The organism is Chryseobacterium nepalense, from assembly GCF_023195755.1.
Taxonomy (GTDB): domain Bacteria; phylum Bacteroidota; class Bacteroidia; order Flavobacteriales; family Weeksellaceae; genus Chryseobacterium; species Chryseobacterium nepalense.
The window spans coordinates 720,309-733,717 of the sequence record NZ_CP096203.1 but is presented as its reverse complement, the minus strand read 5'-3'; the positions used below and the strand labels follow the sequence as shown (position 1 = coordinate 733,717).

The window sequence follows — 13,409 nt, the reverse complement described above, 5'->3', positions numbered from 1 at the left end:
GGAATTCTTAATCCGCTTTGATAATATTAAAGGGTTTTTCTCAGATGCTCCAATGCATTAGTGATAAGCTCATCATTTTTAGCAAAGCTGAAACGTAGATAATCCGAATTATTTTTTGAATTATAAAAAGCGGAAAGCGGAAGACAGGCTACTCCTTTATCCACAGTAAGCCATTTGGAAAACTCTACATCCGTCATTGTTGTGGAAATATTTCTGAAATTAACCACCTGAAAAACAGCGCCTTCAGCTATATGTTCAACAATAAAAGGTGTTTCTTTAATCAATTCATTAAAAATATCACGTTTCTTCTGCATCAGATTTTGATTGTGATAGGGATCAAAAATATCAAGATATTTTGCTATCGCATACTGGCAGGGCGAATTGGCACTGTAAGAAATATATTGCTGATGACATCTGAACTTTGCTGTAAGATTTTCGCATGATAAAAGATAACTTACTTTCCATCCTGTAGAATGAAACATTTTGCCAAAAGAAAAAATACAAAAGCATCTTTTCTTAAGCTCGGGATGTAGAAAAGCACTGTAGTGTGAAGTTTCATCATAGCAATAAGTGTCATAGATTTCCTCTGAAATGAGATAGGTTTCCTGGTTTTTTATGAGCTCATATAGTTGATTCCAGTCTTTTTGAGACCATACTTTCCCGGTAGGATTTTGCGGAGAATTTACAATAATTGCTTTGGTTTTTTCGGAAATACAATCACCAAGTTTTTCCCAGTTGATAGTAAAATCATTCTCTAAGTTGTAATAAACAGGCGTTCCGTGATTCAGAACAATAGAAGGACCGTACGTGTAGTAGGAAGGCTGTATAACAATCACTTCATCTCCTTGATTGATAATGCATTTCAGTGCTGTATATAAAGTAAAAGTTGCACATGGGGTAATGGTAACTTCATTTTGATTCAGAAAAATACTGTTGTTTCTTCTGGAGTTATAACGAATAATACTGTCAATCAACAGAGGATTTCCCGCAAGAGGCTCATAATGATGTGTAGAGAAGTCAGCTGCTTCTTTCAGAAAAGCTTTCAGCTTTGGATCAATATCAAAATCGGCCAGGCCCAAAGAAAGATCGAAGCTGTTGTTTTTCACAGCCAGTTCAGACATTTCAGAAAAAAAGGAGTAATGGGTAAATCCGTAAACTTTCTCCATATATTTTGCATTTATATCAAATATAAGAAAATTCCCCTTTCGCAGGAATGTAAATTAATTTTGTTATTTTTAAGCAAATTATAATAAAAATGAGAAAACTATTAGTTCCTGTATTTTCAGCAGTTTTACTGGTAAGTTGTGGAACTGCCAAAACCGCTTCCGATGTTTCTTCTTCTCAAAATTCAGCTGTAAAAGGTGATAAAGCTTTTGTATCTGCTTATAAGGAAATTAAAGCTGCAGATCTTAAGAAGAACTTATATGTGATTGCTTCCGATGAAATGGAAGGGCGTGATACAGGAAGTCCCGGACAGAAAAGAGCGGGCGAATATATGGTGAATTATTATAAAAACTTGGGAATTTCATTTCCAAAGGCTCTTGGTTCTTATTACCAGAAAGTTCCTTCTGATTTTATGAAAAAAAGAGGGGGTTCAAATCTTCCGGATTCTGAAAATATTCTTGCTTTTATTGAAGGATCTGAAAAGCCCGAAGAAATAGTTGTTGTTTCTGCGCATTATGATCATGTCGGCACAAAAAATGGCGTTGTGTATAATGGTGCAGATGATGACGGAAGCGGAACGGTAGCCGTTATGGAAATCGCAAAAGCTTTCCAGGCTGCAAAAAAATCAGGGAAAGGACCTAAAAAATCCGTATTATTTCTTCATGTTACCGGAGAAGAGCATGGCCTTTTCGGTTCTGAATATTATACTGATAATCCGGTATTTCCGCTTGCCAATACGGTGGTTGATCTTAATATTGATATGATCGGCCGCGATGATCCTGAAAACAGAGGAAAACAGTATGTGTATGTGATCGGATCTGAAATGCTGAGTTCTCAGCTGAAGCTAATTAACGAAGCAGCTAATAAAAGAACGAATAACTTGGAACTGAATTATAAATATGATGATCCGAACGATCCCCAAAGATTATATTACCGCTCTGATCATTATAATTTTGCCAAAAATAATGTCCCGGTTGCTTTTTTCTTTGACGGAATTCATGAAGATTACCATAAACCAACCGATGATGTAGAAAAAATTGATTATGATCTGCTTGCAAAAAGAACACAGCTTGTATTTGCTACTGCATGGGAAATTGCCAACAGACCTGATCGAATTATCGTTGATAAAAAATAAATAAACAAGTAAGGGCAGATTGTTTAAATAATTTGCCTTTATTGTATTTAAAATATTAAAATTTATCTATAATAATGAGTCAAAAACTAAAATCCATACGGCCTTTTGTCGGATCCGAAAATTTTGAGATCAGCAGAAAATTTTATAAAAATATTGGTTTCGAAGAAGTTATTTTAGAACCGAAGCTTTCACTTTTCCGATGGAACGAGACCGCATTCTATCTTCAGGACGCCTATGTAAAAGACTGGATTGATAATACCATGATCTTTATTGAAGTAGAGAATACGGATGAGTTTTGGAATTACCTTAGCTCCCTCAACCTTACGGATAAATATCCGGGAGTGAAATTATCTTCGGTGAAGACGATGCCTTGGGGAAAAGAATGCTTTTTAAATGATCCGTCTGGTATTTTGTGGCATTTCGGAGAATTTTTTAATACTTAAAATTTGTCAGTTCAAACTGATAATGGTTAATTTATAAATGATTTACGCATTTGACACCTATTATTTCGGTGATAAAGCAAAAACGGTGTGTATTGCTTTTGAAAGCTGGGATTCTGAAATTGAAAATAAGATTTTTACAGAGACAACAGCAGTTACCGCCGATTATGAGAGCGGAGCATTCTACAAAAGAGAACTGCCATGTGTCTTAAGTCTTCTGAAAAAAATTACTCTGAAAGAAGGAGACCTGATTATAGTTGACGGATATGTAACACTGGATAACGAAGGAAAAACAGGATTGGGTGGTCATCTTTTTCAAACTCTGAGAGGTAAATTTCCGGTTATCGGAATTGCGAAAAACGGATTTAATTCACCTGATGATCAGAGAAGATCGGTGTACAGGGGAGACAGTAAAACACCTCTTTTTTTGACAGCCATAGGAGCGGATGTTGATGAAATTAAATGTAAAGTAGAAGAAATGCATGGAAATTTCAGAATTCCCACTTTGCTTAAAAAGCTGGATCAGCTGACAAGAACTGAATAGTTAATAATTATATTAAAACTGACAAATATCATCACTTTATTATTTTTAATTATTCTAAATAAATATAAATTTGTAAGGTTGACATTTATGAAATTCAATCATATCCATATCAATTTTTGTTTTATAAACCGGCAGTTTTACTGTCGGTTTATTTTATTATAGATTTGTGGTCTCACCAAGAATCGAACTTGGATCTAAAGTTTAGGAAACTTCTATTCTATCCGTTGAACTATGAGACCTTTCATCAAATGTATAAAATATTTTAATTAAATGAAAGAATCCGTTCTTTAGGAACGGATTCAGTAGATAAAACATCTCATTTTTTTAATTAGACAACAATAAAAAAGCATAGCCGACAATGCTATGCTTAAATTTTTATAAATTTAATTGCGATTTCAGAGTTGAAAAAAGCAAAATATGTTTCCACTTCAATTGTATTACATAGTAAATTTAGAAATAAAAATTCTTATAAACAATAATTAAATGTTAAAATTCACAGGTTATCCACAAAAAAATGTGGATAAGTATGATTTATATTTTAACCAAAATTTTATCGGTAGCTTTTCTGCTTAAAACTTCCTGTTTTCCGTCAACTTCTACAGTGAAAGATTTATCAAAACTTTCAATTTTTAAGATCTTTATTTTTTTATTTAAAAGTAAATTTCTTTCAGTAAGATAGTTAAGAAAAGAATCGTCAGACAACGTCACAGAGGCAAATACAACGGTTTCTCCCACGTTACATGAACTTAATTTCTGAAGATCCTGTGCGATAATATTTCCATCTTTATCAGGAATAGGTTCTCCATGAGGATCAAATTTCGGATGATCCAGAATTTCATCCATTTTATCAAAGAAAAGGGTAGAATGGACATGTTCCAGCTGTTCCGCAATTTCATGCACATTTTCCCAGCCAAAGTTCATTTTTTTTACCAGAAACATTTCTGTAAGCCGGTGTTTTCTTACTACTAAAGCAGCCTCGCGCCATCCTTTTTCAGTAACGACAAGCGGTTTATAAGTTTCATAAATGACCCAGTTTTTTTCGGCAAACTTTTTCATCATATTGTTTACACTCGGCATTTTTACGGATAAAAATTTGCTGAGCTCATTAATCGTTACTTTATTTTCACTGTCGACAAGATGAAATAAAGCTTTCAGATAATTTTCTTCCGTGAGTGTTGTTTTCAAATGTTAGATGATTTTAATTACAAATCTAACAAAATTTTATGAAAATGTACGAGAGTTTCTTTTTAGTTTTTTAATTTTACATTATGAAATTTTCTTTTAAAAACGACTATTCCGAGGGCTGTCATCCCAATATCTTAAAAGCTTTATTATCTTATAATGATGATCAGCAGGCAGGCTACGGAGAGGACCAATATTCTTTGGAAGCAAAAAATCTTATACGGCGGAAAATACAGTCGAATTCAGATATTTATTTTGTATCGGGCGGAACGCAGGCCAACCTTATTGTAATTTCTTCCATTTTAAAACCTTATCAATGTGTTATTTCAGCAGCAACAGGGCACATTTTAAACAACGAAACCGGAGCTATCGAAGCTACCGGTCACAAAATTTTAAGTATCGATAAAGAAGACGGAAAGCTGACACCGGAAGATATTATCCCTGTATTGCAAAGTCACAAAAATATTCCGCATCAGGTCATGCCAAAGTTGGTTTATCTTTCAAATTCTACAGAATTGGGTACCGTTTACACCTTGGCTGAACTTGAAAAGCTTTCATCATTTTGTAAGGAAAATAATCTTTATATTTTTATGGATGGAGCAAGAATGGGACACGGGCTTACTGCTGAAATTACTGATCTTACCCTCGAAAAGGTGGCAGAATTTACTGATGCTTTTTATATTGGCGGAACCAAAAACGGAGCATTGATAGGAGAGGCCATCGTGATCAATAATAAGGAACTGCAGCAGGATTTTGCATTTAATATCAAACAAAAAGGTGCTTTGCTGGCAAAAGGAAGACTTCTTGGAATTCAGTTTCTGGAATTGATGAAAGATGATCTGTATTTTGAACTTGCGGCACATGCAAACCGTCAGGCGATGAAAATTAAAAATGCGATGAAGGAAAGGGGAGTGCAGTTTCTTTCCGATACCTATACCAACCAGATTTTTCCTATTTTAAGCAATAGCCTGATTAAAAAGCTGTCTGAAAAATTTGAGTTTTATGTCTGGAAAAAAATTGATGATGACTTTTCGGCAATCCGTCTCATTACCTCCTGGAATACCGCGGATGAACCTGTAGAAGAATTTATTGGAATTATTAAAAATGAACTATAAAAAAACAGCCTCGTTGAAGGCTGTTTTTTGTTGAATGTTGTATTTTTTGATAGGATTTATCCCATACTTGGATAAGTCGTCCTTTCAGGACTTTTTTTAATGTTGTTTTGTTTGATAGGATTTTATCCTATCCTTGGGTAAGTCGTCCTTTAAGGACTCCCTTGCTGGAGTTTTTACTGTAAAGCTTTTGTTACCATATTACAGTCTGCAGGTTTAAGGGTTCTGCCTCCTGCATATTTGATTTTATTTTCATTAACATATTTTGTTCCTGTTTGAGGATCTCTGTCACCGATTCCTTCGCTCAGTCCGTCTTTGGTCTGGAGAAAATAGATGTCATTTTTGTTTCCTGTTTTGCCTTCTGAAGCAAATTCGTATGTCAGTTTCAGTGTATCTCCGGATTTAAATCCTGATAATTCACCTTTATTGCTGTCTTTTTCGCTGTTTTTAAAAGCCATTTTTCCGGTAATTGTTCCCAGGTTGTCATCGATGCTTACAAAAACAGTGTCTTTTCCAGTAACACCCATGTAGCAAAATGATTTTGCCGTAAGTGTATCGATTGTTTTTTCTGCAGTAGCTGCGGTATCAGGCTGTGCTGTTTCGGCAACCGGAGCTTCTGCTTTTTTGCTGCAGTTTACCAAGAAAACTGAGAATGCTCCTAATAAGATTACTTTTTTCATATCCCTTTTTATTTGAATTAATATTTATGCTAAAATAGCAATACTATTTTGTTTCAAAATTAAATTGGAATAAACAAATCAATTTATGGTCCAATATGGAAAAAAGAATTTTTATAACCATAAATGGCAAAAGAAATTTAAACACATAAGTCACATCAGATGTAAAGAAAAAATTGGGCATATTTTAGAAATCCGTGTAAATCCGCTTGAAATTTTAACCATAAAAATATTGAATTTTATTCTTTTGAGAATCATACTAAATTTTAAGACAACCTCTGAATCCTCTCGCGGCATAATAAGATTCGGCACCGTTGTGATATAGAAAAACAGTATCGTATCTTCTGTCACAGAAAACGGCTCCGCCCATTTGTCTGATTTTTTCCGGAGTTCGGATCCAGCTTGAAGTTTTAAGATCAAATTTACCAAGTTCCTGGAGTTTACGGTATTGTGCTTCAGTTAAAATTTCTATACCCATTTCAGCGGCTTTGTCAACAGCATTTCCTTCCGGTTTGTTGGCTTTTCGGGCATTCCACGCCTGATAGTCGTAGCAAAGGCTTCTGCGTTTCGGACTTTCGGGGGAACAGTCGAAGAATAAAATTTCACCGTTCGTCTCATCATTAAAGGTTACTACATCAGGTTCACCTTCTGTGATTTCCATTTCGTTCAAAGACCAGAGTTTGTCCGGGTTTTCAAGCAGTTTTTCTTCTATTTGGTTCCATTCCAGGTTTTTATGCCGGTTCATATTTTTTGAAAATCGTGTTCGTAAGGTTTCCAGCAGTGCTTCTTTCTGTTCTTTTGATAGATTTTTTTTAGTCATAATGTTTTATTTTAGAATTCAAGTTATTGTTTAGTAATAGATAAGATAACTTCCTCTAATCTATTGTGAGCCATATTAATTCCCTGGGCAAAAGGTAATTTTAGCATCTGATCTCTGATTTCCACCGATTTATAAATACTCTGAATGGTAATTTTACTTTTATCATCTGAAATTTTTTCAAATGTTAAGAATTCCATCTGTGCTGGGAAAGAAGTATTTTCCATCTGGAATGTTCTGATAATTAAGTGGTCCCAAATAATATCGTGGATGCTTCCATGTGCTTTGAAAATGATATCTCCGTTATTATTTCTGGTTTCAAACTGGTAACTGCCGTGTTTTCTGTTTTCTAATGATAACACATTTGTTCCCATCCATTGACCGACAATTTCCGCATCTGTATATGCTTTAAAAAGAAGATTTAAAGGAATATCAAATTCTCGTGTAATGAAAATTTCCTGTTTGCCGTCTTCGGCAGTGATTTTTGTTTTGAGTTCCATAAATTATTTTGTTGTATAGTTTTTCATAATATTTTCAAGCGTATTGAACCGTTCATCCCACATTTTGCGGAACGGTTCGATAAAATCGGCAATTTCTTTCATTTTTTCAGCATTGAGATGATAAATGATTTCCCGGCCATTTTGTTCAGGCTTAAGCAGTTCGCATTCCGAAAGGATCTGCAGGTGTTTGGAAACGGTCGGTCTTGCGGTATTGAAATTAGATGCAATAGCGCCGGCTGTCATAGACTGCGAAGCCAGCAGTATTAAGATTGATCGGCGTGTCGGATCTGCAATGGCCTGAAAAACATCACGTCTTAGGTTCATGTGTAGTTATTTGTCTACAAATATATGTGAAGTTATTTAACTACACAAATTATAATAAAAAGGATGTTTATCTCAAAATTTAAAAGTCCTATAATTTATATTATGTTAAATAGAATATATTTCAGGTTTTTACAATGTCTATAAATCAGTAATTTAATGGTATATCAGTTTTGTTCTCAATTTAAAATTGTTCAGTAATTTTTAATATTAAAGCTATAAATTGTTTCTTAAAATATTTTTATTTATAGAGCTACATTAAAAAAGGCAGCTATTTATCACAGCTGCCTTTTTATATTAAGAAAGATCTTCAATTACTGCATCTGCTGCGTAATTTTTAACAGTGTCTGATGCAGCATCTCTGGCATAAGCCGCTGAATATATTTCACTTCTGGCCAATATTTGATAATTATCAGCAATCTGCATAAAATACGGTTGATATTTTTTTGCTGTCATTAACATTTTAAAATTTGAATCCTTCAGACTTTCTTTGCTGATCTGTACTCCGTTTAAACAGCCTTCTTTTGAAGTATACGCCTCACTGGTTAATAAATTGTCTCCGTTCGGCGCTATTAAAACCCATCGGTATTTCCCGTCAAAAGATTTGCGGATAATGTACTTTGTCATGTAATAATTTATATAATATTATTATGATTATCAAAATAAAATTAAACTAGAAAATGTTTATCCAGTATGGTTTATAACATAATATTGTATGTTATTCTACAACACCAATTCTTGCTTTTACAGGAATATTGTAGGTGTTCAGGCTCGGTGTCTGTCCGTGAAAATCGAAATTGATATTAACTCCCGGACGGAAAATCAGACAATGTGTGGATCCTCCAAAATGAAATGTTCCGAGCGGATCGCCTTTTTTTACGTAATCTCCGGGTGCAACAGTAATTTCACAGCTGGAAACTTCCGCCATTCCGATGGCTACAAAACACATAAGTCCGATTTTTTCATTATCTGATTTAATGAAAATTAATGCACGGGCAGCCAGTTCAGCAATATATCCCTGAGAATCATTCGGTCCTGCAGGATCATACCCTTCAGCCGGAGCTTCGGAATAATATGTTCCCGGTACATTTTGGATAGCTACAATTGTCCCATCAACCGGGCTGTTCCAGCGATGATATGTTTTAGCACATAAAAACGCCTGGTAAACAGTACTGTTGTCACCGAATTCCTGGGCGAGCTCATGATTATCCATAATATCCAGAAGCGAATACGGCTGGCCTTTCATCCAGAATTTATCTTTCATCATAGCACTGGTAACGCAATTATACGGAGCCGATTCACAGGCATTTACAATTACATCCGAATTTTTATCTTCTTCACTCACTTCCCGAACACCCGGGTTAAATTCTCTTGTGAAAAAATCGTCCCAGCTTTTATACCCGAAATATGGCTGATCCGGCTGGCACTGATAATTGTAAATAAAATTTTGAAGCGCATCATAAGGATCATTGCCCTGCCCTCTCAACGGGTCCATGCTGGCGATAGCTTCCAGTGCTTCCTGCGAAAACCATCCTACAGGAGCAGTATAATCCGGCTGTGGCTGGTATATAGGGCCGTCTACCAGAACATAGGTAGACTCCGGAGACTCGAGGAAATTTTTCCATTCATTCAGAATCACCTGCAGTTTTTGATTGACCAATGTGTTGGTAAATGCGAGATAACCGCCTTCCGTACCCATTGCCCAATCCAGGATAGCATTGATGGGAAATCCTACCAACCCGATTTGGTCTTCAATCTTACTATAGCAAGGCCCTTCCTGAAGAATCTGATTCATGATCTGAAGCATGGTTTCAAAGTTTTTAACCTGATCATTATAACCCTGAGGAATCTGGTCATACATACTTGTAAAGCCCATATAAAGCACTGCGTCATTATAAATGGCATTTCTAAGATCTTCAATAGCGGGATTTAGCGGAAGCGGATATGCATTAACCTGTGCAATTTTCTTTTCAATCCACTTGTTCAGGAAATTCCTGTCGGATGGAAGCCATTTCCCCACCCTGTACTTTACGTGATTCATAATATGGTGTTTTTTAGAACCTTACTCGTATGGCTTTTCAGGATGCGCCCCGTTTAAATGGTTTCTGGTCTCCATGGTATTAGTTTAGAGTAAAATTACAGCGGAAACAGGTATGTGATCAACCGTAATTATACTCAAAATGAAATCTAAGTATTAATACGGAACGTGTATCGTTTATCTGAGGTGCAATACATAATAATAAGTCATTATCTTTGTATCAAATTTTTAAGATGTCTATAACCAATGAGTCTGAATTAATCGGAATGCAAAAAGTAAGTGAAGCCATTGCTTTTACTTTAAAAGAGATGTGCGGGTTTGCAAAACCGGGTATGACCACGAAAGAGGTTGATGATTTCGGGGCTGCAGTTCTTAAAAGTTTTGGAGCCAGATCTGCTCCTGCCCTCACCTACGGATTTCCCGGCTGCGCCTGTATAAGTGTAGACAATGAATTTTGTCACGGTATTCCTTCTGAGCAGCGAGTGTTGAAAGAAGGAGACCTTATTAATATAGACGTTTCTGCAGAGCTCAACGGATTTTGGGCAGACAATGGAAATTCATTTGTTATCGGAAAAGATCTTAATAAGCATGCAACGCTGGTAAATGCTTCTAAAGAAATTCTGCATAAGGCGATAAACAATATTAAAGGTGGCGTTAAAATTTCTGATATCGGGCTGCTGATGGAAACTGAAGCCAAAAGACGAGGTTTTAAAGTAATTAAAAATCTGGGCGGCCACGGTGTTGGGAAAAGCCTCCACGAAGAACCGGATGAACTGATGAATTATAGAAACCGTTTTGATAACAGAAGGTTCAGAAAAAATACTGTTGTAGCAATTGAAACATTTATTTCAACATCTTCGAATATTGCTGTTGAACTCAAAGACGGCTGGACAATGGTTGGCAACAAAGGCGGTTACATGGCACAGCATGAGCACACTATTATCATTACGGACGGACAGCCGATCATCCTGACGGAAATGAATGAAATCTTTAATTAAAATTAAAACAGGACATTTCAATAAGAAGTGTCCTGTTTTAGTTGAATAATCGTGTACTTATTTATTTTTATATTCACTCATTTTGCTGAACTGGTGGTAAGAATCTTTGATATGTTTTAAATGTTCCGAAACAATATCCAGGCTGTTCTGGGTCAATTTCCCGCTGTCGATGGCATTCTGGTACGCTTCAATCGCTGCTTTTTCCCCGAATATCACATTTTCAATGGTAGATTCTTCTTTATTTCCTAAAGTAAAAGAATTTTTAATATCAATCCACGTACGGTGCAGGGCTCCTGCCACTGAAGATGAATCGTCTGCCTCTTCCCCATCTTCATGAATAAGATCAATCAGTTCGTTTTTCATTACTTTGGAAAGTGAATGTAACTTGGCATATTCCGGTTTTACATCGGGATAATTTTCCCATACTTTCCCTTCCACTTTTGCAAAACCCTCAATTCTGTCATTGGTAATGTGCAACAGATCATTTAATACTGATGCTTCTTCTTTATTGTTCATAATACTGTAATTTGGTGTATCAGGAGGTGTACAAGAATTGTACCTACTGTAAAAATTACAAAGCTTATTTTAATTTAAACTAAAATCAAAAGAATTGTACGTATTTTGTATAAATATCTCACAAAATTCAATATGAGTTCATTAGAAAAACCAAATATAAAAGCCGTATTTCTTGATATTGATGGTACATTGATCAGTTTTAAAACCAATACAATCCCGGAATCTACCCATAAAGCCATACAAAGCCTTCGCGAAAAAGGAATAAAAGTAATTGTTGCTACCGGGCGTTCCATTAACTCATTAGATCACATCAGGCATATTACTTTTGATGGATTTATTACCTTCAACGGAAGCTACTGCATCACTACGGAAGGAAAAGTAATGTATAAAACATTTATAGATTCTTCTGATATAAAGAATCTTGTTCAGTATGCAGAAGATTTTCCTTTAAGTTATTCATTGATGTATGAAGATAAAGTGGAAATCAATGATGCCACACCGGAAGTTATAGGAATGTATGGCCATGTTAATCTTCCCGTCCCGCCTGTACATGATAAAGAAAATATTGATACTGATCATGTGCTTCAGGCCAACATTTTCCTTGAAAAAGAGGATGAAAATACGTTTATGGAAAAGGTAATGCCTAATTCTTCAGCATCGAGATGGAGTCCTTTGTTTGCGGATGTAAATCATGGCGGAACCACAAAAAGTACCGGAATCAAACATTTTTGCGATTATTTTGGTATCGCTATCAGCGAAACCATGTCTTTTGGGGATGGCGGAAATGATATCGCGATGCTGAAATTCACGCAAATTGGCGTTGCCATGGGAAATGCCAATGATGATGTCAAGGAAATAGCAGATTATATAACTGAAGATGTTGACAATCATGGAATTGAATATGCCCTGATTCATTTTGGAGTCCTCTGACCTAAAATATTTTATAAGTATTTATACAACTTTTTAATTTTGTGGTATATATTTTTAACATATTCTTTATAAAAAGGCACAATATGTGTATATAGTTAACCGAATCACTTAAAATATTTAGTTATGAGAAGTATATTATGGTTAGTCGCAGTTATCTGTATAGTTGTGTGGCTTTTAGGAATGTTGGGTGTCGTACCTGGAATGGATACGGGTTATTTAGTTCACATATTGCTCGTTATTGCAATTATTGTAATTCTTTATAATCTTATATCAGGAAGAAGACCCCTCGATTAGATTTACAAAAAACGAAAAATAAAAAGCTGGAAATGGGAAGGTATAACTTCTTAATTTCCAGCTTTTTTAATTATGATAATCGGATTGTATTATTTGCCCGCAGGCTTTGCAGGGGCTGCACCTAATTTAGACTTCACAACAGGTGTGATATCTTCACCGCCATCCATATACGCAATATTGCTGTTGCCCTGTGAAGCTGCAATATCAAATACATAAGCAAGACCTTTTTCTTTTGCTACGGTAGCAATCATGGTGGCAACTTTCTTTTGAATAGGTGTGAACAGTTCAGTCTGTTTTTTTGAAATATCCTGTGCTGCTTTCACTCTTGCATCTTCTATATTTTTTCCTAAAGCTTCAAGCTCGGTTTGTGTGGCAGAAAGTTCTTTAATTAATACGGCTTTATTCGCTTCTGTCATTGTTTTTTCTTTTTCCTGGCCTGCTTTGAGTTTACTTTCATAGGTACTGATCAGCTTTTCTATTTCAGTTTGCTTTGTTTTTGTAAAAGTATCGAGTGAAGCTTCTGCTGTTTTTGTTTCAGACAAATTATCAAAGATATCATCGGAATTTACATGCCCGATTTTCTGTTGAGCCTGCACAAAATTGGAGGTCAGGAAAAGTCCTGAAGCTAAGGAAAATGCTATTATTAACTTTTTCATTATATATATTTAAATTATTTTCAAATGAACAGCAAATATAATTAAATATAACTATTTGATTAGTGATAATAAAAAAGTTTTAAAT

Annotated in this window: 17 protein-coding genes and 1 tRNA gene; 7 read left to right on the top strand and 11 right to left on the bottom strand. The window is 35.3% G+C overall.

Features of this window, described 5'->3' with window-relative positions:
- Window positions 1-26: 26 nt before the first annotated feature.
- The gene (locus M0D58_RS03075) at window positions 27-1,166 is read right to left on the bottom strand and encodes an aminotransferase class I/II-fold pyridoxal phosphate-dependent enzyme (RefSeq protein WP_248393545.1); all 1,140 of its coding nucleotides are present in this window, start codon (window positions 1,164-1,166) and stop codon (window positions 27-29) included.
- 89 nt (window positions 1,167-1,255) lie between these two features.
- Between M0D58_RS03075 and M0D58_RS03070 the strand changes: the two genes are divergently transcribed.
- The 3 genes from M0D58_RS03070 (at window position 1,256) to M0D58_RS03060 (ending at window position 3,283) form a co-directional block, all read left to right on the top strand.
- Entirely contained in the window at window positions 1,256-2,299 is a 1,044-nt protein-coding gene (locus M0D58_RS03070) for a M28 family metallopeptidase (RefSeq protein ID WP_248393544.1), read from the top strand.
- A gap of 74 nt (window positions 2,300-2,373) precedes the next feature.
- Window positions 2,374-2,742: a VOC family protein gene (locus M0D58_RS03065; protein WP_248393543.1), complete on the top strand. Its 369-nt coding sequence runs from the start codon at window positions 2,374-2,376 to the stop codon at window positions 2,740-2,742.
- Window positions 2,743-2,779: 37 nt separating this feature from the next.
- The gene (locus tag M0D58_RS03060) at window positions 2,780-3,283 is read left to right on the top strand and encodes an endonuclease V (RefSeq protein WP_248393542.1); all 504 of its coding nucleotides are present in this window, start codon (window positions 2,780-2,782) and stop codon (window positions 3,281-3,283) included.
- A 167-nt stretch (window positions 3,284-3,450) separates the two neighbouring features.
- Here the strand turns inward: M0D58_RS03060 and M0D58_RS03055 are convergent.
- Together M0D58_RS03055 and M0D58_RS03050 are read right to left on the bottom strand one after the other, a co-directional pair.
- Window positions 3,451-3,522, bottom strand: a tRNA-Arg gene (locus tag M0D58_RS03055).
- 292 nt (window positions 3,523-3,814) lie between these two features.
- A complete protein-coding gene (locus M0D58_RS03050) occupies window positions 3,815-4,468 on the bottom strand; it encodes a metal-dependent transcriptional regulator (RefSeq protein ID WP_248393541.1) in 654 nt (217 codons plus the stop codon).
- Between the two features lie 83 nt (window positions 4,469-4,551).
- On the opposite strand from M0D58_RS03050, the gene M0D58_RS03045 reads away from it, so the two are divergent.
- Window positions 4,552-5,580, top strand: coding sequence for a threonine aldolase family protein (locus M0D58_RS03045; protein ID WP_248393540.1), 1,029 nt, complete (start codon window positions 4,552-4,554; stop codon window positions 5,578-5,580).
- A gap of 173 nt (window positions 5,581-5,753) precedes the next feature.
- On the opposite strand, the gene M0D58_RS03040 is transcribed toward M0D58_RS03045, so the two are convergent.
- The 6 genes from M0D58_RS03040 to M0D58_RS03015 form a co-directional block, all read right to left on the bottom strand.
- A complete protein-coding gene (locus M0D58_RS03040; RefSeq protein WP_248393539.1) occupies window positions 5,754-6,257 on the bottom strand; it encodes a hypothetical protein in 504 nt (167 codons plus the stop codon).
- Window positions 6,258-6,513: 256 nt separating this feature from the next.
- Window positions 6,514-7,074, bottom strand: coding sequence for a DUF4256 domain-containing protein (locus M0D58_RS03035; RefSeq protein ID WP_248393538.1), 561 nt, complete (start codon window positions 7,072-7,074; stop codon window positions 6,514-6,516).
- 23 nt (window positions 7,075-7,097) lie between these two features.
- Entirely contained in the window at window positions 7,098-7,571 is a 474-nt protein-coding gene (locus M0D58_RS03030) for an SRPBCC domain-containing protein (RefSeq protein ID WP_248393537.1), read from the bottom strand.
- Between the two features lie 3 nt (window positions 7,572-7,574).
- Window positions 7,575-7,895 (bottom strand): ArsR/SmtB family transcription factor, encoded by a 321-nt coding sequence (locus tag M0D58_RS03025; RefSeq protein ID WP_248393536.1) that lies wholly within the window; start codon window positions 7,893-7,895, stop codon window positions 7,575-7,577.
- A gap of 294 nt (window positions 7,896-8,189) precedes the next feature.
- Complete coding sequence (locus tag M0D58_RS03020) at window positions 8,190-8,519, bottom strand: YegP family protein (protein ID WP_248393535.1); 330 nt, start codon at window positions 8,517-8,519, stop codon at window positions 8,190-8,192.
- Between the two features lie 91 nt (window positions 8,520-8,610).
- Window positions 8,611-9,933 (bottom strand): phosphatidylserine decarboxylase family protein, encoded by a 1,323-nt coding sequence (locus tag M0D58_RS03015; RefSeq protein WP_248393534.1) that lies wholly within the window; start codon window positions 9,931-9,933, stop codon window positions 8,611-8,613.
- A 230-nt stretch (window positions 9,934-10,163) separates the two neighbouring features.
- On the opposite strand from M0D58_RS03015, the gene map reads away from it, so the two are divergent.
- Window positions 10,164-10,928: a type I methionyl aminopeptidase gene (map, locus tag M0D58_RS03010; protein WP_248393533.1), complete on the top strand. Its 765-nt coding sequence runs from the start codon at window positions 10,164-10,166 to the stop codon at window positions 10,926-10,928.
- Between the two features lie 57 nt (window positions 10,929-10,985).
- On the opposite strand, the gene M0D58_RS03005 is transcribed toward map, so the two are convergent.
- Complete coding sequence (locus M0D58_RS03005; protein ID WP_248393532.1) at window positions 10,986-11,444, bottom strand: PA2169 family four-helix-bundle protein; 459 nt, start codon at window positions 11,442-11,444, stop codon at window positions 10,986-10,988.
- Window positions 11,445-11,576: 132 nt separating this feature from the next.
- Here M0D58_RS03005 and M0D58_RS03000 point away from each other — a divergent pair, with 132 nt between their 5' ends.
- Both M0D58_RS03000 and M0D58_RS02995 read left to right on the top strand, forming a co-directional pair.
- Entirely contained in the window at window positions 11,577-12,374 is a 798-nt protein-coding gene (locus M0D58_RS03000; protein ID WP_248393531.1) for a Cof-type HAD-IIB family hydrolase, read from the top strand.
- A 123-nt stretch (window positions 12,375-12,497) separates the two neighbouring features.
- Entirely contained in the window at window positions 12,498-12,668 is a 171-nt protein-coding gene (locus tag M0D58_RS02995) for a lmo0937 family membrane protein (RefSeq protein ID WP_248393530.1), read from the top strand.
- An 89-nt stretch (window positions 12,669-12,757) separates the two neighbouring features.
- Here M0D58_RS02995 and M0D58_RS02990 read toward each other — a convergent pair whose 3' ends face one another.
- Complete coding sequence (locus M0D58_RS02990) at window positions 12,758-13,324, bottom strand: OmpH/Skp family outer membrane protein (RefSeq protein ID WP_248393529.1); 567 nt, start codon at window positions 13,322-13,324, stop codon at window positions 12,758-12,760.
- Between the last annotated feature and the right edge of the window lie 85 nt (window positions 13,325-13,409).

Bases quoted from the DNA above. Each gene is read 5' to 3' on its own strand.
- M0D58_RS03075 (WP_248393545.1), bottom strand. From the start codon at position 1,166: ATGGAGAAAGTTTACGGATTTACCCATTACTCCTTTTTTTCTGAAATG.
- M0D58_RS03070 (WP_248393544.1), top strand. From the start codon at position 1,256: ATGAGAAAACTATTAGTTCCTGTATTTTCAGCAGTTTTACTGGTAAGT.
- M0D58_RS03065 (WP_248393543.1), top strand. From the start codon at position 2,374: ATGAGTCAAAAACTAAAATCCATACGGCCTTTTGTCGGATCCGAAAAT.
- M0D58_RS03060 (WP_248393542.1), top strand. From the start codon at position 2,780: ATGATTTACGCATTTGACACCTATTATTTCGGTGATAAAGCAAAAACG.
- M0D58_RS03045 (WP_248393540.1), top strand. From the start codon at position 4,552: ATGAAATTTTCTTTTAAAAACGACTATTCCGAGGGCTGTCATCCCAAT.
- M0D58_RS03040 (WP_248393539.1), bottom strand. From the start codon at position 6,257: ATGAAAAAAGTAATCTTATTAGGAGCATTCTCAGTTTTCTTGGTAAAC.
- M0D58_RS03035 (WP_248393538.1), bottom strand. From the start codon at position 7,074: ATGACTAAAAAAAATCTATCAAAAGAACAGAAAGAAGCACTGCTGGAA.
- M0D58_RS03030 (WP_248393537.1), bottom strand. From the start codon at position 7,571: ATGGAACTCAAAACAAAAATCACTGCCGAAGACGGCAAACAGGAAATT.
- M0D58_RS03025 (WP_248393536.1), bottom strand. From the start codon at position 7,895: ATGAACCTAAGACGTGATGTTTTTCAGGCCATTGCAGATCCGACACGC.
- M0D58_RS03020 (WP_248393535.1), bottom strand. From the start codon at position 8,519: ATGACAAAGTACATTATCCGCAAATCTTTTGACGGGAAATACCGATGG.
- M0D58_RS03015 (WP_248393534.1), bottom strand. From the start codon at position 9,933: ATGAATCACGTAAAGTACAGGGTGGGGAAATGGCTTCCATCCGACAGG.
- map (WP_248393533.1), top strand. From the start codon at position 10,164: ATGTCTATAACCAATGAGTCTGAATTAATCGGAATGCAAAAAGTAAGT.
- M0D58_RS03005 (WP_248393532.1), bottom strand. From the start codon at position 11,444: ATGAACAATAAAGAAGAAGCATCAGTATTAAATGATCTGTTGCACATT.
- M0D58_RS03000 (WP_248393531.1), top strand. From the start codon at position 11,577: ATGAGTTCATTAGAAAAACCAAATATAAAAGCCGTATTTCTTGATATT.
- M0D58_RS02995 (WP_248393530.1), top strand. From the start codon at position 12,498: ATGAGAAGTATATTATGGTTAGTCGCAGTTATCTGTATAGTTGTGTGG.
- M0D58_RS02990 (WP_248393529.1), bottom strand. From the start codon at position 13,324: ATGAAAAAGTTAATAATAGCATTTTCCTTAGCTTCAGGACTTTTCCTG.